General features: G+C 41.1%; 21 protein-coding genes. 16 read left to right on the forward strand and 5 right to left on the reverse strand.

What is annotated here, in order from left to right; all coding sequences use genetic code 11:
• The first annotated feature begins 113 nt into the window (after positions 1–113).
• Positions 114–758, forward strand: coding sequence for a DedA family protein (locus tag LPTSP_RS03475; protein WP_108927434.1), 645 nt, complete (start codon positions 114–116; stop codon positions 756–758).
• Here LPTSP_RS03475 and LPTSP_RS03480 read toward each other — a convergent pair.
• The gene (locus LPTSP_RS03480) at positions 755–2,296 is read right to left on the reverse strand and encodes a phosphatase domain-containing protein (protein WP_108927435.1); all 1,542 of its coding nucleotides are present in this window, start codon (positions 2,294–2,296) and stop codon (positions 755–757) included. The two genes, LPTSP_RS03475 and LPTSP_RS03480, sit on opposite strands and share 4 nt — an antisense overlap.
• Positions 2,297–2,421: 125 nt before the next feature.
• Between LPTSP_RS03480 and LPTSP_RS03485 the strand changes: the two genes are divergently transcribed.
• Genes LPTSP_RS03485 through hslU form a run of 6 tightly spaced genes read left to right on the forward strand, consistent with a single transcriptional unit; the run spans position 2,422 to position 7,814 of the window.
• Positions 2,422–2,739, forward strand: coding sequence for a Smr/MutS family protein (locus LPTSP_RS03485; RefSeq protein WP_108927436.1), 318 nt, complete (start codon positions 2,422–2,424; stop codon positions 2,737–2,739).
• A complete protein-coding gene (gene cimA / locus LPTSP_RS03490; RefSeq protein WP_108927437.1) occupies positions 2,739–4,289 on the forward strand; it encodes a (R)-citramalate synthase CimA in 1,551 nt (516 codons plus the stop codon). The genes LPTSP_RS03485 and cimA overlap by 1 nt, the downstream gene beginning before the upstream one ends.
• Positions 4,277–4,846: an aminoacyl-tRNA hydrolase gene (gene pth / locus LPTSP_RS03495; RefSeq protein WP_108927438.1), complete on the forward strand. Its 570-nt coding sequence runs from the start codon at positions 4,277–4,279 to the stop codon at positions 4,844–4,846. The genes cimA and pth overlap by 13 nt, the downstream gene beginning before the upstream one ends.
• A gap of 49 nt (positions 4,847–4,895) precedes the next feature.
• Positions 4,896–5,849 carry a tyrosine recombinase XerC gene (locus tag LPTSP_RS03500; RefSeq protein WP_108927439.1) on the forward strand — a complete coding sequence of 318 codons (954 nt, stop codon included), beginning with the start codon at positions 4,896–4,898 and terminating at the stop codon, positions 5,847–5,849.
• Positions 5,824–6,381, forward strand: coding sequence for an ATP-dependent protease subunit HslV (gene hslV, locus LPTSP_RS03505; protein WP_439956978.1), 558 nt, complete (start codon positions 5,824–5,826; stop codon positions 6,379–6,381). The genes LPTSP_RS03500 and hslV overlap by 26 nt, the downstream gene beginning before the upstream one ends.
• The gene (hslU, locus tag LPTSP_RS03510; protein ID WP_108927440.1) at positions 6,378–7,814 is read left to right on the forward strand and encodes an ATP-dependent protease ATPase subunit HslU; all 1,437 of its coding nucleotides are present in this window, start codon (positions 6,378–6,380) and stop codon (positions 7,812–7,814) included. Before hslV ends, hslU begins: the two co-directional genes overlap by 4 nt.
• On the opposite strand, the gene LPTSP_RS03515 is transcribed toward hslU, so the two are convergent.
• Positions 7,811–8,644 (reverse strand): hypothetical protein, encoded by an 834-nt coding sequence (locus LPTSP_RS03515; RefSeq protein ID WP_108927441.1) that lies wholly within the window; start codon positions 8,642–8,644, stop codon positions 7,811–7,813. The two genes, hslU and LPTSP_RS03515, sit on opposite strands and share 4 nt — an antisense overlap.
• Before the next feature lie 69 nt (positions 8,645–8,713).
• Here LPTSP_RS03515 and LPTSP_RS03520 point away from each other — a divergent pair, with 69 nt between their 5' ends.
• The 4 genes from LPTSP_RS03520 to LPTSP_RS03535 are packed head-to-tail and all read left to right on the forward strand — an operon-like array spanning position 8,714 to position 11,639.
• Entirely contained in the window at positions 8,714–8,974 is a 261-nt protein-coding gene (locus LPTSP_RS03520; RefSeq protein WP_108927442.1) for a lipoyl domain-containing protein, read from the forward strand.
• Positions 8,971–9,873 (forward strand): metallophosphoesterase family protein, encoded by a 903-nt coding sequence (locus LPTSP_RS03525; RefSeq protein ID WP_108927443.1) that lies wholly within the window; start codon positions 8,971–8,973, stop codon positions 9,871–9,873. Before LPTSP_RS03520 ends, LPTSP_RS03525 begins: the two co-directional genes overlap by 4 nt.
• Entirely contained in the window at positions 9,863–10,909 is a 1,047-nt protein-coding gene (locus LPTSP_RS03530) for an Mrp/NBP35 family ATP-binding protein (protein ID WP_108927444.1), read from the forward strand. Before LPTSP_RS03525 ends, LPTSP_RS03530 begins: the two co-directional genes overlap by 11 nt.
• Before the next feature lie 40 nt (positions 10,910–10,949).
• Positions 10,950–11,639 carry a hypothetical protein gene (locus LPTSP_RS03535; protein WP_108927445.1) on the forward strand — a complete coding sequence of 230 codons (690 nt, stop codon included), beginning with the start codon at positions 10,950–10,952 and terminating at the stop codon, positions 11,637–11,639.
• Between the two features lie 69 nt (positions 11,640–11,708).
• Here LPTSP_RS03535 and LPTSP_RS03540 read toward each other — a convergent pair whose 3' ends face one another.
• Positions 11,709–12,323 (reverse strand): UbiX family flavin prenyltransferase, encoded by a 615-nt coding sequence (locus tag LPTSP_RS03540; RefSeq protein WP_108927446.1) that lies wholly within the window; start codon positions 12,321–12,323, stop codon positions 11,709–11,711.
• Between the two features lie 2 nt (positions 12,324–12,325).
• Positions 12,326–13,234, reverse strand: coding sequence for a UbiA-like polyprenyltransferase (locus LPTSP_RS03545; RefSeq protein ID WP_108927481.1), 909 nt, complete (start codon positions 13,232–13,234; stop codon positions 12,326–12,328).
• A gap of 101 nt (positions 13,235–13,335) precedes the next feature.
• Between LPTSP_RS03545 and LPTSP_RS03550 the strand changes: the two genes are divergently transcribed.
• From LPTSP_RS03550 to ychF, 3 genes are all read left to right on the forward strand, one after another.
• Entirely contained in the window at positions 13,336–13,995 is a 660-nt protein-coding gene (locus tag LPTSP_RS03550; RefSeq protein ID WP_108927482.1) for a hypothetical protein, read from the forward strand.
• A 5-nt stretch (positions 13,996–14,000) separates the two neighbouring features.
• The gene (locus LPTSP_RS03555; protein WP_108927447.1) at positions 14,001–15,110 is read left to right on the forward strand and encodes an LIC11612 family fibronectin-binding protein; all 1,110 of its coding nucleotides are present in this window, start codon (positions 14,001–14,003) and stop codon (positions 15,108–15,110) included.
• Between the two features lie 69 nt (positions 15,111–15,179).
• Positions 15,180–16,277 (forward strand): redox-regulated ATPase YchF, encoded by a 1,098-nt coding sequence (ychF, locus tag LPTSP_RS03560; protein ID WP_086448654.1) that lies wholly within the window; start codon positions 15,180–15,182, stop codon positions 16,275–16,277.
• On the opposite strand, the gene LPTSP_RS03565 is transcribed toward ychF, so the two are convergent.
• Positions 16,274–17,914, reverse strand: coding sequence for a helix-turn-helix domain-containing protein (locus tag LPTSP_RS03565; protein WP_108927448.1), 1,641 nt, complete (start codon positions 17,912–17,914; stop codon positions 16,274–16,276). The two genes, ychF and LPTSP_RS03565, sit on opposite strands and share 4 nt — an antisense overlap.
• A 524-nt stretch (positions 17,915–18,438) precedes the next feature.
• Between LPTSP_RS03565 and LPTSP_RS03570 the strand changes: the two genes are divergently transcribed.
• Entirely contained in the window at positions 18,439–19,410 is a 972-nt protein-coding gene (locus tag LPTSP_RS03570; RefSeq protein ID WP_108927449.1) for a sodium-dependent bicarbonate transport family permease, read from the forward strand.
• A gap of 167 nt (positions 19,411–19,577) precedes the next feature.
• The gene (locus LPTSP_RS03575) at positions 19,578–21,515 is read left to right on the forward strand and encodes an alginate export family protein (protein ID WP_108927450.1); all 1,938 of its coding nucleotides are present in this window, start codon (positions 19,578–19,580) and stop codon (positions 21,513–21,515) included.
• Positions 21,516–21,523: the final 8 nt, after the last annotated feature.

Genomic DNA, 21,523 nt, shown 5'->3' on the forward strand with positions numbered 1-21,523 from the left:
AAAATTCCCGATCAGTAAAAATACTAGAACCAAACCGAGGACTTGCGAGAAACTGCGGCCTTCCACGAAATTTAGTTGAATCTAACGCTTCCCCCTTGACAATCCTTTTCTAGATGCAATTCGCCGGATTCGATTTTTATATCCAAACTCTATTGGATTGGGTATCCGGTCTGCCCAGTGCTCTGGTCTGGTTTTTTTTCGCCTTTTCCAATTTTACCGAAAACGTTTTTCCTCCTTGGCCGGGTGATACAGTCACTGCATTCGGAGGATTTTTACTAGCAAGAGGCGCCTTAAGTTTTTGGGAATTGGTCTCAAGCACCTTAGTTGGAAATCTTGCAGGCGCCTGGGTAATGTATGCATTCGGCCATAAACTATTAGATTGGCTGAAGAATAGAAACTTCCCATTCAAATCGGAACTGTACAACGAAGAAGCCATAGAAAAAACCTTGGCTTGGTTTTCTAGGAATGGAGTCGTAGTAGTGCTCTTTTCCAGATTCTCCGCAGGGATACGATTCTTCGTTTCCATAGTAGCGGGAATGGTGGATATGAGACCTTTGCTGTTCTTCTCAGTATTCACTTTAGCGGTCAGTATCTGGTGTGGCATACTGATCTATGGTGGATTTTATTTAGGATCTCACTGGGAAAAGGTCCTGGAATTTTTAGCTCTGTATAACAAAATTTTTACGGGCTTCTTCGTGACCGCAGTTCTTGGATTTATAATCTACAAAAAGTTTTTTGAAAGAAAGAAGGAAGCCTAGGCTTCCAAAACTTCTTTTAACGTTTTTACAAATTTTTTATGAATAGGCTCGGTTTCTTTAGGAAGTTCTAATTTTTTTGCGAGTTCCAAGAGAATATTCGGTTCTATCACTTTTCCTTCGAACCATTGTCCCGCCATATCTCCCGAAATTTTGAGAACAGAAGAAAGATCTAAAATTTCTTTTTCTACCATCACAAGCGCAAAACCCAAGGCTCCATCTGTAGGAATGTAAGGCGCAATTCCTTCCGTCTTCCAAGGATCTAAGCCAGTAGGAAGAGCACTTCTCACATTCCATTTCATTTCATCTGAAGGAGGGCCAAGTTCCGTTTTGTTAATAAGCACCAACTGTACCGGATTGATATCTCCGTGGATCCTGCGATTTTCTTCCGCAAGTTCTCGGATGAGTTTTGCATTATCTCTAGTAATCGCATCTCTTCCTAAAAAGTTCAATTTATAGAGATAATCTTCCAGTTCTTTCCCTTGTAAGGCGCCGGTCAGAATGAACTGGTATAGAATGAAGATCAGATAATCGCTTTCTGTATTGTCCCCAAGTAAGATCTCCTTGGAGTTAGTAGGCAAATAAATCCGATCTCTCAAAAGAATCGTGAGTTTGTATGCTAATTGATCGAATAAACTTTGAAAAGAAGAACCGGCAAATTTACGAACCCTCTCCAGGGCACCCCAAAGACCTTCCGTCAAAAATCTGGTAGGATGAGAAAGAGTGTCCCAAAACTTATCCACCATTCCTTTCAAGGTACCTTCCAGATACTTTAAGTGCAGCGATTCCGTTTTGACGCCCTGGGTCCTGAATGTAGAAAGTAGGGTCCTTCTGAAAAAATGCGGACTCGCAGAAATAAAACAAAGTGGAGAATCCGACGTAGCCTCTCTCAATTCTTTGAATAAGGTAGGCATTCCAGGCAAAGGTAACTTCTGTTCAGGTGTTTCGAATAATGTAGAAATTTTTCCCTTATTTGAATGTATATCCGTGGCCAGGTAAGTCTGGTCGATATCGGAAGTAGTTACGATCCCTGTATATTCTTCCGCTAAAATGCGTAAGGCTCCCATTCCGATCAAGCTTTGGGAAACTAACTCGTGTTTACCGGGAGTGTTTAAATAGGCCAGGTCTTTTCCGAACTGTCTGTAAGAATCCGGTTTTAGAAAATGAATATGAAATACATAATTTCCGGGAGCCAAAGGAAAGGTAAACTCATGGAAAAAAAATCCACTTTCGTCCCCTCTGATCTCAGGAGAACGATGTAAAACTTTACCGGACCCATCCACAATTTCCGCTACAAGGATAGGCTTACGCACTGACTCGAGTCCGTAGTCTAAAAATGGAGTGATCTCTTTCTCTTGTCCTTGGAAAAGCCCTGTGAGAAGGTCCCATTTTTTAGGATCCGTCATTTCTTCGCTGACGGAAATATCCACTACTTGGCCTCGGATATAGTAACGGTTTTCTCTTCCGAGAGTTCCTCCGCAAATTGCGGCCCTACGTTTTTCCGTATTCTTGGAAATTTTGCGTTCAGTTTCTTCCGTCACAATCTTGCAGGATTCCTTTTTAACATTTCGGGAAAGGAAAACTCTACCATGGGGGTTCTAAAGGGAAAGCAAAAATCCAATTTCTTTGTTTTCGAGAGAAAAGGTCCGCCTAGGATGGTCTCAGGATGGCGAGAGGGAAACATTCGGATCAAAACCGGAAAGGTCCCAAGTCGATTTATATCCGTAAAATGAGATATGAAGAGGCATATCGGCTCTTAGACCGGGAAATCCAAGCTGCATTCATGAAGGGAGACACCCTGGTAGAAGTGGTGCACGGGATAGGCGAGGGAGTTTTGAAAAAAATGACCGAGGATTATATCCGAGAACATTCCTTTCTAAAAATTTTAGAAGACGGGGGTCTTCATCACGGAAATAATCCGGGTTCCACACTTGTGGAGATCATGGGCCCATCCTCTGAAGATCTAAAAAAGTACTTAAAATAATGGGAACTACAAGACCTAAAATCCAAATCCTGGACGTAACTCTCAGAGATGGAGAGCAGACCAGAGGTGTAAGTTTCTCCGCTTCCGAAAAATTAAATATCGCAAAATTTTTATTACAAAATCTGAAAGTAGATAGAGTGGAGATCGCATCCGCTCGGGTCTCTCAGGGAGAATTGGAAAGTGTCAGAGGCATCATGTCTTGGGCCGCTTCCGAAGGTTTGGAAAAACGGATCGAAATCCTGGGATTCGTAGATTCTCACAAAAGTGTGGATTGGATCCTGGCTTCCGGTGCAAAAACCTTAAATCTACTCACAAAAGGTTCTCTTAAACATCTAGAGGGACAGCTTAAAAAAACTCCAAAAGAACATTTCGAAGAAGTATCCGAAACAATTCACTATGCTAAGAAGAATGGCCTGGAAGTGAATGTTTATCTGGAAGACTGGTCCAACGGATATCTAAATAGCAAAGACTACGTTTTGGATTTTGTATCACATCTTTCCAAAGAACCGTTAGGCAAAATTTTTCTCCCGGACACATTGGGAGTTCTTTCTCCTGACGAAACATTTTCAGGGATTTCTCTTCTCACCCAAAAACATCCGGATCTGCATTTCGAATTTCACGGGCATAACGATTACGATCTTTCCGTAGCAAACTGTTTATTTGCAGTTAAGGCAGGAGTAAAAGGTGTACATGTTAGTGTAAACGGCTTAGGAGAAAGAGCCGGAAATTCTCCTTTAGAAGCAGTGATCACTGCATTACATGATAAAGCAGGTGTTCTCACCGATGTGGACGAAAAATCAATTTCAGAAGCAAGCCGACTGGTAGAAGTTTTCAGTGGGAAAAGGATCTCTGCCAATCGTCCAGTAGTTGGAGAAGATGTATTCACCCAAACCGCTGGAGTACACGCAGACGGAGACAAAAAAGGGAATTTATACGCAAATCCGATCCTGCCCGAACGTTTCGGTAGAAAGAGAAGTTACGCCTTAGGCAAACTCGCAGGAAAAGCGAGTATCTCCGAAAACCTAAAACAACTTGGACTTGTACTTTCTCCGGAGGTCGAAAAAAAGGTTTTGGAAAAAGTAATCGAGCTTGGGGACCAAAACAAAAATATCACGCCGGAAGATCTTCCATTTATCATCGCAGACGTTTCCGGAAATTCCAGCGTCCAGGCGATCAAGATCCTAGGATGTAAGATCAACTCAGGAATTGGAATTCGCCCAAAAGCAATCGTAGAATTAGAACTTCATGGTAAAAAATATTCGGAGGAAGGAGAAGGAGACGGAGGTTACGACGCATTCATGTCCGCACTGACTAGCATCGCTTCCAAAGCAGGTCTTTCTATCCCAAGACTAGTCGACTATGAGGTTCGTATTCCTCCCGGCGGAAAGACGGATGCACTCGTGGAAACAATGATTACCTGGAACAAGGCTCAGGAAAATCATGAAGAAGAAAATTTCAAGACCATGGGGATCCATTGCGACCAAACAGTAGCTGCAGTATTAGCTACCGAAAAAATGCTGAACTTAATTCTTCCTACATGGCAAACTTAAAACTGATGATCGTAGGTCTGGGCAATCCTGGCCAAAAATACGAAAAAAACCGGCATAATATTGGCTTTCTGGTCTTGGACAATCTTGCCAAAGACTGGGGAGTGGATTTAAACCATTCTTCAAAAGAAGAAAAAGGGAAAATAGATAAAGACGGAGTTTCCTACTATTTTCTGAAACCACTCGAATACATGAATCTTTCTGGAAGAGCGGTCTCGGAACTCTCGCGTAAAAATGGGATCCCTCCCGAAAACATTTTAGTCATTCATGACGAAGTGGACTTTCCATTCTCCAAACTCAAATTCAAACAAAGTGGTGGAAACGGCGGTCATAACGGGATCAAGGATATCTCTGAAAAACTAGGCACGCCCGATTTTTTCCGTCTCAGATTTGGAGTAGGAAAACCGGGAGATAGCGCACTCACAGCAGGACATGTTCTATCCAATTTTAACCAGGAAGAAATGAGCAAATTGCCCGAATTATTCGACCAGGCAAAACAAAAAATCCAAGATTGGGTCCGGGAAAGACAGATCATTTTTTCGAAAGCCTCCGATAAATAAACTATCCCGGACAGGTAAACTCTCCGGGGATTTTTATCCGGAGAAACCTGTGAGCGAATACGCGGTCAAACTTCCCAAATTTCCTTCCGAAATCCTGAATTCTGCCGCTTCCCGTTTTTATGAATATCTGAGAGTGGAAAAAAATTATTCACAAAACACTCTCAACGCTTATCTACTCGATCTGAAATCATTCTTTGAATTCTGCCTACAAGAACAGATAGAAATTTACCAATTAGAATCTGTGGATGTTCGTTCTTACTTCGCATTCCTTTCCAAAAACCAAGGTTTGGATAGAAGGACCCAGAGCCGAAAACTCTCCAGCCTTAGGACATTCTACAAAGTATTATTAAAAGATAATTTGGTTCCTGGAAACCCGATCCTTTCCGTTAACTTTCCTAAAACCAGAAAACAAGTCCCTAAAAACTTCCGAATTGAAGAAACAGAAAGTATTTTAGATTACGAATACGAAAACGAGAACGCATCCGAAATTTTAAACATTAGAGATAAAGCGATCTTAGAAGTATTATATTCTTCTGGTCTCAGGGTCTTCGAGTTAGTAGACGCGACCCTAGTACAATTGTCTGCAGATCATTCTATCTTAAAAGTAATGGGTAAAAGAAGAAAGGAAAGATACGTATATTTAGGAAAAGAAGCCATCCAAAGTTTAAATGAATACTTGGATGTGCGTCCTAGATTCCGTCCCAGATCCGATGAAATTTTTCTGAACCAAAAGGGAAATAAACTGACGACCAGAGGGGTTCGTTATATTTTGAACGAGAGAAGGAAACGAATGGGATGGGACAAACCCATTACCCCCCATAAATTCCGTCATACGTTCGCAACGGACTTACTCGATGCCGGCGCGGATATCCGTGCAGTCCAAGAGCTTTTGGGGCATTCCTCTCTATCCACCACCCAGGTTTACCTGAGCGTGAGTAAGGAAAAGATCAAAGAGGTCTACCGAAAGGCTCACCCACATGCAAGACTCGATAAATCCAAATAAAATACATGCAACCACGATACTCTGCGTTCGCAAAGGCGGAAAAGTAGCGATCGCAGGCGACGGACAGGTTTCTTTTGGGAACACCGTCATGAAAAATACCGCAAGAAAAGTACGTAAACTTTACTCCGACAAAATTGTCTCGGGCTTTGCAGGTTCCGCAGCGGACGCATTCACCTTATTCGAATTATTCGAAAAAAAAGTGCAGGAATTCGGAGGAAGTCTTTCCAGATCCGCAGTCGAACTTGCAAGAGAATGGAGATCCGACAGAGCACTTCGAAGACTGGAAGCAATGCTTATTGTAGCGGATAAGGACGAATCCTTTTTAGTTTCCGGAACTGGAGATGTGATCTCACCTGATGATGGAATTTTAGCGATAGGCTCCGGCGGAAATTTCGCACTATCCGCTGCAAGAGCACTCTATAATCATACGAATTTGGAACCTTCTCAGATCGTAAAAGAAGCCATGAACATAGCCGCAGATATTTGTATATACACAAATCATAATATAGTTGTAGAGGAAATCGGACAATGAGCGAATTCCTTTCCCAAACAAACGAAACCAAATTAGGGGATGACGAACTCACTCCCAGACAGATCGTCTCCAAACTTGACGAACATATTATTGGACAAAAAAACGCCAAAAAAGCTGTCGCAATTGCTCTTCGTAATCGGACTAGACGCAGAAAATTAGATCCGGAACTAAGAGAAGAAATTTATCCTAAGAATATTATCATGATCGGCCCCACAGGAGTGGGAAAAACGGAAATCGCCAGAAGACTTTCCAAACTCTGCGGCGCACCTTTTTTAAAAGTAGAAAGTACAAAATTTACGGAAGTAGGTTATGTAGGCCGAGACGTAGAAAGTATTATCCGAGATCTGGCAATGGTTTCCTTGAACCTAGTCAAACAAGAATTCAGAAAAGAAGTAGAAGCAAAAGCAAAGGAAAGAGCTGAAGAAGCTCTGTTGGATATCCTACTTCCATTTCCTGCTAAAACTTCCATTGCAGATCCTCATCCGCCTTCTATCGGTTTTTCCACAGCGGAAGCGGACGAAGAAAGAGAGAAAAGATTTTTGGAAACCAGAGAGACTATGAGAAAGAAGCTCAAGTCCGGGAAACTAAACGAACAGATCATTGAAATAGATATTCCGCAAGCAGGACCGCAGGGACTTCCAATGCTTCAAGTATTCGGAGCCGGGAATATGGAAGATCTGGACAGTCATATCCAGAATGTTTTGGGCGATCTAATGCCTAAAAAGCAGAAAAAAAGAAAATTACCCATCCCTGAAGCTCTCAAAGTTTTAGAAGAAGCAGAGGCGGAAAAACTTTTAGATCCTGACAAAGTACAAAGGGAAGCCCAAAAACGAGTCGAAGAAATGGGCATCGTATTCTTAGACGAGATAGACAAGATCGCAAGTAGAGAAGGAAGAGCAGGCGCAGACGTCTCCAGAGAAGGTGTACAAAGAGACTTACTCCCGATCGTTGAAGGCGCTACTGTAAACACAAAGATCGGCCCGATCGTAACAGATCATATTCTGTTTATCGCAGCTGGCGCATTCCATATGTCCAAACCTTCGGATCTAATTCCTGAATTGCAGGGACGTTTTCCGATCCGAGTGGAGCTAGAAAAATTATCAATGGATGATTTCGAAAAGATTTTAACCGCTCCCAGATCTTCTTTAGTAAAACAGTACCAAGCATTACTCGAAACAGATGGGATCAAAATAGAATTCGCCTCGGACGGGATCAAGGAGATCGCGAAGATCGCCTATGACATGAACGAAAAACATGAAAACATAGGCGCTCGCAGATTGAACACGATCATGGAGAAACTCTTAGAAGACTTAAGCTTCGAAGGCCCGGATCTACCGGAAGACCAAAGAAAGTTAACTATCAATAAAGAAGCAGTCGAGTCCAAGTTAAAGGGAATTATAGAAGATAAAGACTTAAGCCGTTATATTCTTTAAAAGGCCATTTCGCGAAGCGCTTCTAATGGATATCTCATATATACAGTAGTAGTTCTGGAACCGGAAGTAATGGTTAACAGATCTAGTGGATTCAGGCCCATAGTATAATAACCTTCGTCTATCATCGCGATCCCGAAACCTGCACTTTCTTTTTCGTCCAAGAACTCAGGACGGAAGAAATCAGCAGAATTCCCTTGGTCGAACAATTCCTTATGGCGAATACGGGACTCTTCTATCCTTCCAAAATCCATATTATGGATCGGAGAATCGTTACGGATCCTGAAATTCAGTTCGTCTTTGGTGATCCTGATCTTAACAGAAATTCTCATTCTGTTTTTCTTAAGTTTATAACGGATATCTGTGAGGAATTCTTTCTCTTCGTCTTTTAAGATCTGCTTTTTTGCGCGGATCCTATCTTCCAATTGAAGAATGTTCTGGACCTGTCTTTTGATCTTATCCGGAACCACATATCTCTGCATCGCATCACGAAGAGGAGAAGTGTCCATGATGATCTCAAGCAGCTCTTCCGCTTCTTCTTGGGTTTCACCAAGTCTTTCTATTTTTCTGAGAAGCTCGTCTCTGAAAATAATATGACGGATATTACCTTTGATCGCGTTTAATAATGCCTCCATCAGCCCGCTGAAAAGATGAAATGCAGCGAGAGGGTTGGCACCGATCTCTTCTAAGAGACCGTTTACGAGTTCGGAAAGAATATCCCTAGTAGGTTTAGTTAGACCTTTCAGTTCTAAATGGAAGAATCGTCTCTGTTTGAGTTCTTCTATATTTTGGAGGATTTGAGCCCCTTTGAGGACAGATTTCTGGTTTGCCATAGGAGGGAACTTAGAAAATTTAGTACACGTTGGCTTGTGGACTCTATACGGCAAGCTGGTTTTAGAAAGATGGGATCAAAAACCGAAGATTTCGAACTAATCACTCCCGATTTGGGAGACACCGACAAAATCGAACTAGTTCGATGGAATTTTCGGTTGGGAGATCAAATCAATGTAGGAGCAGAAGTCTGCGAACTAGTCACAGACAAGGCTTCCTTTCCGATGGAATCTCCAATTAACGGAATACTTGCGAGAATCGACAGAGAAAAAGGTTCCATCATCAAAAAAGGAGAAATTTTGGGAATGATCCGGAGGAAAGTTTCCGAGTGAAATTGGTCCATTTATCGGACCTGCATTTTCCCGTAGTACTTCCTTTCATGACTTTGAAAGGAAAGATGATCCCGGGATATATGAACTATACCTTTCGGCGTATGAGAAAATATCCGATTTCTCTTTGGGATGCCATCGTTAGAAAAATACAGTCTTTAGATCCGGATTCGATCATTATCTCCGGAGATATCACGAACATTTCTCATTTAAAAGAATACGAAGAGGCCTTAAAGATCTTAAAGCCTGTGCTCGGGGACAAAACATTCATGGTCCCGGGAAATCATGATCGTTATACTAATATTGCTGCCGGGAAAAAAGGAACGGATCTACCTTATTACGAAAAATTTTTCTCTCCATGGATGGGGGAGAGTGTTCCTTTGCAAAACGGATATCTTAGGATCAAAAAAATAGGAAAACTCGCGCTCGTCGGCTGGGACTCTAATATGCCACTCTCCGTATTGAACGCGTACGGCTATGTTGGAGAAGAGATAGTACATTCTACATTAGAATATCTGGAAAAAGAAAAACTGGATCATTATATTTTAATCTGCCATCATCCTATATGGAATCCTCCGGAACGCCAGGAAAGCTCCGGTCATAAAATGAAAAATAGGGAAGAGATAGCGGAACTTCTGAAAAAAAGGCCACCTTTAGCCTATTTACACGGTCATGTACATACGAACTGGGTAAAGTATCCTGGTCCCCAAAAACCGTATTACGTGATCAATTCTGCATCCAGCACTAGAATTTCAGACCAAAGGCACCAAAGCGGTTTCCATTTATTAGAATGGAACGAAACGCAATTTAATATTAAAAGATTCTCATTCTCTAATAAAGAAGGGGAATTTACAGAAACGCAAACGATCTCATACGAAGAAAAGGAAACAAATGGCCGGTAAAATCCAACCAATCGATATCCAGAGAGAACTCACCAAAATCAAACATCCTGAGCTAAAAAAAGACATCGTCTCTCTCGGAATGATCGGTTCTCTAGAAATCGGAGAAGAAGAAACAAATATCCTAGTCAAAACTCCTAGCCAGGACAGAAGGATACAAATCGGACTAGAAGCGCAGATCCGCCAGACACTTTCTAAAAAAGAAGGAGTCGGAAAAGTAAAGATCAAGTTCGAAGTAGATCCTAAAATGACCTTGGATGATTCCAATAAAATACTTGGAGTCAAAAAAGTAATCGCGATCGGTTCCGGAAAAGGTGGAGTCGGAAAATCTACAGTCACAGTAAACCTAGCCGCTGCTGCAGCTGCAATGGGATACAAAGTGGGCGTGATGGATGCCGATATTTACGGACCTTCTATCGGAAAAATGTTCGGAGTCAACGGCAAGGTCGCACTCAAAGCAGAAGAAGATAAAATTTATCCATTAGAAAAAGACGGACTGAAGATCATCTCTTTCTCTTTTTTAATAGAAGAGAAACAACCGGTAGTATGGCGAGGTCCAATGTTAGGAAAGGCGGTAGAACAATTTTTGTATGATATCGTCTGGGGAGAACTAGACTTTTTATTTATAGATCTTCCGCCAGGAACAGGAGACGTACAATTGTCTCTTGCTCAGCTCATAGATTTAGACGGTGCAATTTTGGTAACCACACCACAAACTGTAGCACTTTTGGATGCAAATAGAGCCGCATCCATGTTCCAACAAGTCAAAGTACCGATACTAGGTGTTGTTGAGAATATGAGTGAATTTGTGTGTCCAAATTGTGGACACTCTTCCGCAATTTTTTCTCAAGGCGGAGGTCAAAAATTAGCTGATTCTGCCGATACAAAATTCCTGGGAGGGGTCCCACTTACTATGGATGTGATGAACGCAGGAGAAGCAGGAAAACCCCTGGTTTTTCAAGAACCTGACGGAATTATCGCAAAATCCTACAAAAACATACTCCAAAACCTGGCCGAAGAGATAAAAAAGTGGGAATAATAGTCTGGGGTCAGTCAGTTAGTACAGAGGGAGGCAAACCGTGAAGTTCGAAAAAGGCACAGAGAAGAATCCATCCGGAAACCTCATAGTATATTGCAACGTTGTTGGAGAAAACCCGCTTTTTCCGGGCGGCAAAATTATCGCTTCCAACGTAGTGGTTAGTTTTCTCAGAATAGGAGAAAATTTCCCAGTTGTAACATTTCCTCCCGTCTCCTTGGACAGTTATGATGACTTAAAAAGGATCATCACAGATCATTACGATAAGTATGATGTGGTAAAGATCAAAGATTTCGAAATGCCAGCGGGCCAAGAAGATTCCAATTCTTATATTAAAGAAAGAATGGATCATTTCGAAAATGTTGTCATTCGATACGTAGAACTATGTAAGAACAGAGAAGGAAGTAATTTCCCGGTTCAGGAAAAAGAACCTGAAGGTGTTAGAGATTATCTGGACGCCTTAGCAAATCTTTCTTTAAAAGTAAGACGCTCTAGTGGGATCGCTAGAGAAGCCTCTCTTCTACATATGGAAAGATTGGTAGAAACTTTTTCCGGAAAACATCCTGAGTTCGATCTTCATAATTTCCGTAAAGCCTTGGAAGTTCCAGGCCAAACCGGAGAAGAATTAGTTGGGTTGTATCTGCAAAAATTCAATGCAATCTCTTACGAAAGATACGAAGATGCTTCCGATCTGAATAAAAAGATCCAAGCAATTGAATCAGTTAGTTCTTAATAATTTCGGGATCTATCGGGTCCCGAAACTTTCACTTATTTGTTACGTGCCTTTCTTTAAACCCTTTATCTAAGGATTCCAACGAGGATAAAGATCTATCTCTCTTCCGAGTAATCTAAAAATCCGAGTTGCCATAAAATCTCCCAGGTCATCCAGGCTCTGGGGCATTTGATAAAAACCGGGAGAAGCGGGAGCGATGATTGCACCTGCATCATGAAGAGCCAACATATTCTCCAAATGAATTCTATTAAAAGGAGTTTCTCTCGGCACCAAGATGAGTTTTCTTCTTTCTTTTAAGGAAACGTCAGCCGCTCTTTCAATCAAATTTTCAGTGATCCCGGTCCTAATCGCAGCAACAGTCTTCATAGAGCAAGGAAGCACGACCATTCCATCCCAAATATTAGAACCAGAGGCTATATCTGCTCCTATATCTTCGAATTTCCTGAAATGAAAACGATTGGTTTGTTTAGGATTCCATTTTTTACGTACAAATTCCAGGACATCCTCTCCGGTTTGTACATTCGCCTCATATTCTTCTCTAAAAACTCGGATAGAAGCTGGACTGGGAACAAACCAGGTCTCCCCAGGAATTTCCATAAGAGCTCTCAAAAATCTGGCAGCATATATGGAGCCACTTGCCCCAGCCATCGCAAGTACCAGTCTTAATGGTTTTTCTTCACTCATCTCTAAAACCTGGAAAATAGGGAAACGAGTCTTGGACCTGTTTCTGCAAGAATTCCCAAAAAGATCACAAGAGAGATCCAAGAATGGATCTGATAGAAACTAGGCGGAAAATTTCCGTCCTTGTTTTCGGAGGCGATTTTTTGCTCTTTAAACAGTAAGTATGCTACAAATACCAAGAAAGCCCAGAAAGCTCCTTGAAAACCTGCATACCAGCCCGCAGTCGCTAAGAAAGAAACGGAAAGAATATGAGAAGTTCTTGATATTATAAACGAGTTCTTCTCTCCGAAACTAACAGGGACGGAATGTAGTCCTTCTTTTTTATCGAATTCTCTATCTTGTAAAGCGTATAGAATATCAAATCCTGCCAAATTGAAAGCAAGTCCTAAGGTCCAAAATCCTGCGATCCAGGAAAATTCTTCGCGAATCGCGATCCAAGTAGCCAAAGGCGCAAGCCCGATCGTTAGCCCTAGATAAAAATGGCATAAAAACGTAAAACGTTTCGTATAAGAATAAGTTAATAGAAGAAATAGAGTAGGGAAGGAAAGATAAAAGGAAAGAGGATTTAAAAACCAACTCCCAATAAAAAAAACAAGAGAAGACCCAACGATAAAAACCACCGCCATAAAATCGGAGATCTGACCGCTTGGGATCTCTCTATTTGCGGTCCTTGGGTTTTTAGCGTCAATCTTACGATCTGCCCATCTATTAAATCCCATAGCGGCACTTCTTGCACCTACCATACAAACCAAGATCCAAAACAATTTTTGGCCCATGACAAGAAGAGAAAGACTTGGTTCTTGTAAGATCGCGAGAACAAATGCGATACCTGCAAATGGAAGAGCGAATAAAGTATGGGAGAATTTTATAAAACGACCGTATTTGCCTATAGCGGCAAGAGTATTGGAAGCCATCAGAGGAAGTCTCATAGAAACCTATAAGTTAGAAAGCAGATTTTTTAGAACCAAAACGAAAATGGATGATTTTTTGGCCTCCCGGAGAAATCTTAGTTTTCATGATCCAAAACACGGATACCAAGCCAAATCCAAACATTTCTTCCGAGGAAATTGATTCTCTATTAACTGAGATCGTATCTTCTCCAGAACTACATTTTAAATGGTTAAATACTCTCTCTCTTTTGGAACATATCGGTTCTCGTAAAATACATACCAGCCAATCCGGACCGTCACTCTCCGAAATGGTTTTAAGACATGCTTCGGAAGAAGCAAGACATGCCGCTTATTTTAAAAAATTAGCATTGAAAATAAAACCGGAAGGCACACAAAATTTCGAAAAGGATTCTTTACTCTGCGGATACTCCGCGGTTTCCTATTTTCAAAAATTAGATCTTTCTGTAGAAAGATCTTTTGCACCAGAAAACTTTCCCAAACATACGAAATCATTTCTCTGCTATCTATATGTCACAAAATTAATAGAAGAAAGAGCAGGTTTGGTCTACGAAGTTTACGACCAAATTTTGGATCAAAAGGATATAGGGATCTCCGTTAAAGGGATCATAAAAGAGGAAGAATCCCATCTTTCCGAAATGGATACACGACTTTCTGAAATGGACCCTAAATTCGGATCCAGAACATTAGAATTCAGAGAAAAAGAACAAAAACTTTTCCAAAAGTACTTTCAAAATTTAAGAAAAGAAGTTTTTCAATACTCTTAACCCAAATGGATTATATCCCAAAATTCGAGATCAAAAAACTAGGTGCGCTGATTGTTTTAGCCGCTTTAGTTCTTTTAGGACCTTCTCTCCAAACTCAGTCTAACTCATCGGAAAGAAAAGATTCTCCGATAGGACTCGTGGTCTACTGTCCTCTGCAGTCGGAGAAAGAAGCTCCGTTTGATTTCGAAAGGACCTTGGGCCTTTGGTATAAAAGATACAAACAACAAAAGATCCAAGAAGGAGGAGGGGCTATTCTACTTGTCTCCGCTCCTTATCTACCTAAAACTTCAGACGAAATAGAAAGACTGAAAAAAAATCTAGGCGCAGAGATCATATTCACAGGTCATCATTCTGTGATTCCTAAAAAGGAAACCGCAAAACCTTCCGACAAAAAAGGCAAAAAGAAGAAGGTCACAAAACGCAAAAAGAAACCTTCTAGTTCAGAATCAAAGACAAATCCAGAACAGCCTGAGAAACTGACTCCAAAGCCGGATGATTCTAAACCAAAAGTAGAAACTCAGAAACCTGAAGAGCAAACTACGGAAACTACCTCTAAACAAGAAGAGAAGGCACCAGTTACTAAAAAGAAAGTTTCTTCAAAGAAAAAATCCAAAAAGAAAGCAGCAAAACTCTCCGCCAAAAAGCAACCTGTGATCCCTCCCGGAATTTTAACAGTAAAGGAAGAAGCTGGACTGAACTTCGTATTTTATTCTCCTTCTCCGGAATCCGTACAAGCTGAGGAAAAAAATCCATCTTCCTGGCTCGGAGACTTTAAGACCCAATTCTCTAAAACTTTCGAGTCTCAGATATTCCACTTTTTACTCGCCCAAGATCCGAGTGAAAAACCAAAAGAAGATCTGAACCCAATCGCAGAAGGACTCTCCAATTTTAAAAAAGACCTTTCGGATACTCTACCTTCTATCGTTCTTCTATCCTCTCCAAGAGCTTTGCGTTTTTTTAATGGAGAGTATAGTTTTGGATGTGGGGCAACCCCCGATTCCTTAAAGATCAGCGTTTTAGAGTTATTTTTTAGAAATGGAAGACTGATCCGGATCAATGAAGAAGTCCAAACCTTAAATTCCAAAGAATCGAATAAATCCTGGATCCTGGAATAAAGACTTCTTATTCCCTTCTGTAAGTCTAAACGAATTTACAGATTCTCTTTCTTCCAAAAATTGACCTGTATGAGCTTGAATTGCGGGATCGTAGGACTTCCAAACGTAGGAAAATCAACCATATTTAACGCATTGACCAAGGCCGGTGCCGAAATGCAAAACTATCCGTTTTGTACCATCGAACCGAACAAGGGTATCGTCGAAGTTCCGGACACAAGACTGGACAGGCTCGTAGAAATTTACAAACCCCAAAAGAAAGTCCCAGCCATCATGGAATTTGTGGACATTGCAGGACTCGTTAAAGGTGCAAGCCAAGGGGAGGGTCTTGGAAATAAATTTCTTTCTCATATCCGAGAAGTGGATGCGATCTGTCATGTGGTCCGTGCATTCGAAGACGAGAATATCACTCATGTTCACGGCAAGATAGATCCGGTAGAAGACGCACAAGTTGTCACAATGGAACTTATTTTTGCGGATCTGGAATCCGTAGAAAAGCAGTACCAAAAAATTTCCAGAAACGCTAAGGCCGGAAATAAAGAAGCACAAGAAGCTACTGCACTTTTAGATAAAATCATGGCGGTTTTAAAAGAAGGAAAACCGGCTAGACTCGCAGATATCAAACCAGAAGAACAAAAGCTAGTCAAAACATTCAATCTGATCACTTCTAAACCTGTTCTTTATGTGGCTAATATCACGGATAAGGCGGCGATCGCGAAGGATAATCCGATCGTGGAATCCGTAAAAAAAATGGCTCAGGCAGAAGGAGCCGAAGTTGTCACTCTCTGCGGAAAATTCGAAGAGGAAATTTCCGGACTAAGTAAAGAAGAACAATTAGAATTCTTAAGTGAGATCGGAGAGACAAGCAGCGGGTTAGATAGAATGATCCAAGCAGCCTATAAACTTCTGGGACTTGTAACATTCTTCACAGCGGGAGAAGTAGAGGCAAGAGCTTGGACCACCGGCGTGGGAAGCACAGGACCGATCGCTGCATCCGTAATCCATTCAGACTTCGAAAAAGGATTTGTTCGCGCAGAAGTAATGAAGTTCGAAGACCTGGACAGAACAGGAAGCCCGAACAAAGTAAAAGAAGAAGGGAAACTCAGGATAGAAGGAAAAGAATATATCGTCCAAGATGGAGACGTTATATTCTTCAGAGTAAACGCCTAAGCGCCTTTTCCGCTACTTTCTTTACGATAAGAATTAGGATTGGTTCCGGTTAGTTTTTTGAATTCCAGATAGAACGCAGATCTGGAACTAAATCCTGCTTTTGCTCCTATCTCCGTGGTGTTCTCGTCCGGGAACTCATTCAGCAATACCTTAGCTTCTTCTACTCTATATTGATTGATAAGAGAAGGGAAATTGGTCTTGAACTCGGTATTGATCAGCTCTGAAAGTTGATGGATAGTGATCCCAAGTTCTTTTGCCATATGTTCTTCTTTTAAAGACTTGGTCAGATAAATTTTTTCTTTTTCCAGCAAGGATTCAATCTTAAGCACAAAGTCTTTTACATCTAAGGAAGAAAGATGGGTTTTACGATTGGAACCTTCTTCTTCTTTTCTTCTTAATATCTCTCTGGACAATAAGGTCACAAATACTGTCAGAGGTGGCAGATAATACAATACTCCGTAAACTGCCATTCTGTTATAAGGATAGAAGTCGAAATGGAAAATAGTCTTGTATAGATCCAAAAGAAGAAAGATCCCCCAGACCGAGATAAAGAACATTTCATAGACAGTATTATTCCGAATGGAAGAAATATGCGTCTTCCCAAAATAGAATAACATACATCCATAATTGAGCACTAAAACTAAGATCCTATGGTCATACCAGAATTGGTAGAGTGGGATGAGAGGATATAAGATACCTGTAAAACATACCAACCAGAAGAATGGAGACCTATATACCGAGCCTGAATTTTCCTTATTCCATGCGGCCAAATAGAAGAAGAATGCTATATGAGTGATCCCTAAAAACAGGAAGTAGTTATGACGAAATAGATTGTTCTCATTTCCTACGATAGAAGCGAATTCTTTTCCATGTAAAAAATACAGCGTGGCCCCTACTGCAGTCAAATGCAGGGGCAATGCTAAAAACAATGGTTTTCTGGATTTAAAATACAAATATAAGTTATAACCAAAAGCTAATAGAAGCACGAATCCTACGCTCAAAAATAGAACGGAGCGTAATCTCACGATCACCATGTAATCATCTTCTGATAATAATCGAACAGGAAAGTTGATGTCCTCGTTGGACAATACGTAAAGGTAGAAGGTCCTTTCTTCCTTAGGCTCCAAACGGATATTGAAATGCGGAAGTGGAGAAATAAAGTCGTTCCAAATAGGATCCAAATCGTAACCGGCAAACCCTGCTTCGAAATTTCCCTTCGAATCAACAGAACAAAGTTCCGCATCTGGAACATTTAGCCAAAGTAAGACCAAAGTTCTGTGAAGTTGTTCTTTTCCATCATTCGCGAGCCTAAATCTCAGCCAATTTCCGGAAGAACTTCTTTTTAAACGTAAAACATTTCCTGCATTATGATGCCATTCCAGTTGATGTAGAGAAGTAATAGTTTCCGGTTTACAATGACGGAATTGGTATCCTCTATACCTGTATTCCATTTTTGAACTAATATTTTCAACCGGGGAAGAAGGGGTTAGTCGAATGGTGTCTACTACGGGAAGAGTAGGCGCCGCGTATAAGTTTGCTCCGATTGCTACAACAAGACCCAAGAAGAATAGAATCAGAAATCGAAAATAGATATTGGAGAGTAGTAGATCTCGGATTCTATAACTGGATTGTTTCATTTAAGCCTGATACCAGTGAATCCTTTTCCAGGTAGGATACCAGGTATTTTTCCGCAGTCATTTCATTTTTTGCCAAAAGTAATACTAGAGTCGAATTTCGTTCAAAATTATAAGAAATTCCAAAAATCTAAACTGACCTTTCTAAATTTATAATCTTGGAATTCTCACCTATCTCGTTTCGGGTAAACTTTCAAAAGCAAAATGAAGGAAGAAATAAGGAAATTGTGGAGCAATCCTAACAGAATTAGCTCGGGAAAAACTAATTCTATCTCCTTTGTCAAAGTAGCCCAAAGGTATGATGCCACGCTGTCATTAAGTTTGCAAAATCGAAATGTACTGCTGAGAAATTAAGCAAGAAAAGTCCAAGGGTATAAATCTTAGAAAATTTTTCCTAATTTAGAATTTTTTAGTGTCCAATTTTATAAGATTGGAAGGTCTTGTATTATATAAGTTCGTCTCCTACTTAGGAAGAGAGCTAAAAAAGTCGGGAAACCTGGACAACAAAACCCGAGGAGAAAAACCAAATGGCAGATTCGGCGATTTTACAGAACATACTTAACCCACCGGTACTGTTCTTCTTTTTAGGAATGGGAGTCATCATCTTCAAATCAGATTTGGTGATCCCCGAGGCTCTATCGAAATTCTTTTCGATGTATCTACTTTTCGCGATCGGATTCAAGGGAGGCCACGAACTTTTCAAGACCCCTTTTAGTTCCGAACATGCATTGACTTTATTAGCATGTAGTATCATGGCCACTATAGTGCCAATCTACGCTTATTTTATTCTTAAGACCAAATTAGAAAAACATAACGCTGCTGCTTTGGCCGGATCGTTTGGGTCTATCAGCGCGGTGACATTCGTAACCGCAGGAGCTTATCTTCATAATCTAAATATAGAATATGGCGGTTTTATCGTAGCCGGTATGGCTCTTATGGAATCTCCAGCAATCGTGATTGCAGTTATTCTGGACAGACTTTCTAAGAATAAAGCGAACGGCGGCGGATCCATCAACTGGAAAGCTCTTCTTCATGAAGCGTTATTCGGATCTTCAATCTACCTTTTAGTAGGCGCTTTGATCGTAGGTTATCTGACTGGAGACAGTGGATGGAATGCTGAGAAACCGTTTACCGAGGACTTATTTAAAGGGATCTTAACATTCTTCCTCTTGGATATGGGAATCTCCGCAGCGAAAAGATTTAAAGAACTTACTCACGTTGGTTTCTTCCTGATATTCGCGGCAATCTTATTAATGATAATCAACGCAAGTATAGGATTAATTCTCACCAAAGTGATCCACATGCCAGAAGGAGATGCGTTGATGTTCGTAGTTCTTTGCGCTTCCGCTTCCTATATCGCGGTTCCTGCGGCAATGAAGGATATGATCCCGGAAGCAAATCCGAGTATCTACCTCACGGTGGCTTTATCCATCGTGTTCCCGATCAATATCATCCTTGGTATCCCTTTGTATCACTACTTAGTCAAAGCTATCATGTAGGGTATTTTTCCCCTCCGAGAAGCAAACTCTCGGAGGGATTATTTTTGCTTATATAAAAAAAAACGTAAAATTCTTTGGACGATCCCTAAAACTAGGGGTTTTGTATCCGGTTTTAAATTTTAGAAGGATTTTCTAATATTTGGGACAAATAAAACACGGAGAACCATATGAAAGTGTTTCAATTCATAAAGATAATCTATAAAATTCAACCGATCGGCAAATTCAGTTTAATTCTACTGTTTTTGACTGTAGGTTCCCCAAGCGTATTTTCTCAAGGAGCCAATAAAGGTACTGTAACTACAGAGCCTGCGACTACTGCTCCAGCTGCCGCCGCTCCTCAAAAGTCTACAGCAGAGGAAGAAGACAGTTATGTTTCTCCTATGAAATCCAGCGGTTTAACTCCGGATTTTACTAGGAGCATGTTCTTTGAACCTGAGTTGGGAAAGAAAGTCGCGAACCATAAAAAAGCATGGTTAAACGATTGGATCCGTATCGGAGCCTATGTTCGCCCTAGGTATGAGGACAGGTATAACCTAGCATTCGATAAATCGAATAAAGGTTATACCTCTAGAGCGATGCAAACCTCTCAGGTATTTTTCATCATCGATCCTAGCCCTTATTTTTCTGCAAAAGTTACCTTCCAAGACGCAAGAGTCTGGGGAGGAGAAACTCCAGCTAGCGTAGGTGACGTTCGTGCAAACGTTTTCGACGGAGCAGGAGCTACTACGACGAGTAATCCTGCTGCTGGCGGAACCGGGACCACTATCCCGAGCCAAACCACGCTAAGGGAAGCTTTTATTCTTTTGAAAAAACTTCCCTTAGATGCAAAGGTTCAGGTGGGTAGACAAATTCTAGCCTACGGGGACCAGAGATTACTGGGTGGAGCGAACTGGACTATAAACGGCCTGTCTTATGACGGAGCTCGTATCATGTTTGATCAGGACAATTACAAGATCCACTTCTTCGGAACTAAAATTGCAGCCAATCAGAACGGTGTAAACGGAGTGGTTTCGGCTAATGCTCCAATTACTGTTACTGACCCTGTAACTAAAAAAGCTACTGTGGTAAATCCTGGTCAACCGGACCAATATATAGTAGGTACATATAACTCGGTAACTGCAAAAGATTGGTTTACTCTGGATGTTTATTCCATCGGACTTTTGACCAAAAAGACTGCGATCGCAGGAGCCAAATCAGATCTGGATCTTTACAATAACTCTTGGGCAAAACAACAAAGCGATCTGATCACCACCGGTTTTAGGATCACGAACCGAACTGCGAATAATAATCTACCTAAGGACGGATTCTGGGGAGCTTGGGACTGGGCTTTCGAAAGTGCCTGGCAAACTGGAGCTACAGGACAAAGAAACGTAAAAGATCCACTTTTGGATTCTTACGTGCAGCAGAATATTGCAGGAATGTCCGGCCAAAGTTACGGCACCCAAGCTCAAAAATATTCAGGTTCCATGCATGTATTGCAAACCGGTTATACTTTTTTTGAAAAGTTAAGAGCAGGATTCCAATATACTTACGCGTCGGGAGATAATAATCGTACGGATGGAAGTAACGGGACTTTCCAAACTCTTACCAATCCACGATTCGGAGTATTTCCTTATTGGAATAACGTAGCAGGTCTTTCAGAGAACATAGATACAAAAAACTTAAGTTCTTACAATTTCAATTTTTCGTATAAGACAGACCATTACGGAACATTCTATGCTGCTTATATCGTTAATAACAAGGTACAAACCCAGGACGCTTGGTATGCGATCAACGGTACTGCAAACACTGGAGCTTCTACTGAAAGTAACGGTGTAGGACAAACCACGATCGCAGTAGGCGGAACAGGTAAAAATATCTACAACGAATTCGACCTAACTTGGATGTATGTCGTAAATGATTACGTTTCCATCTGGATCGGAGGAGGTATCTTGACTGCGGGTAATGCGGTTAAAAATCAGAGAAACGCTCTCTATCATTATAATCTTCAAGCTGTAGGAACAGAATCAGCAGGTCTTCATTTGAACACAGGAGTTGCGACAGGAGCAAGCGGAACGGCCTCTATGGCACATATGTTCTTCTTCCAAGTGAACGCAGGCTTCTAAAAAGGAAC

This window comes from Leptospira johnsonii (genome assembly GCF_003112675.1).
Lineage (GTDB): Bacteria > Spirochaetota > Leptospiria > Leptospirales > Leptospiraceae > Leptospira_B > Leptospira_B johnsonii.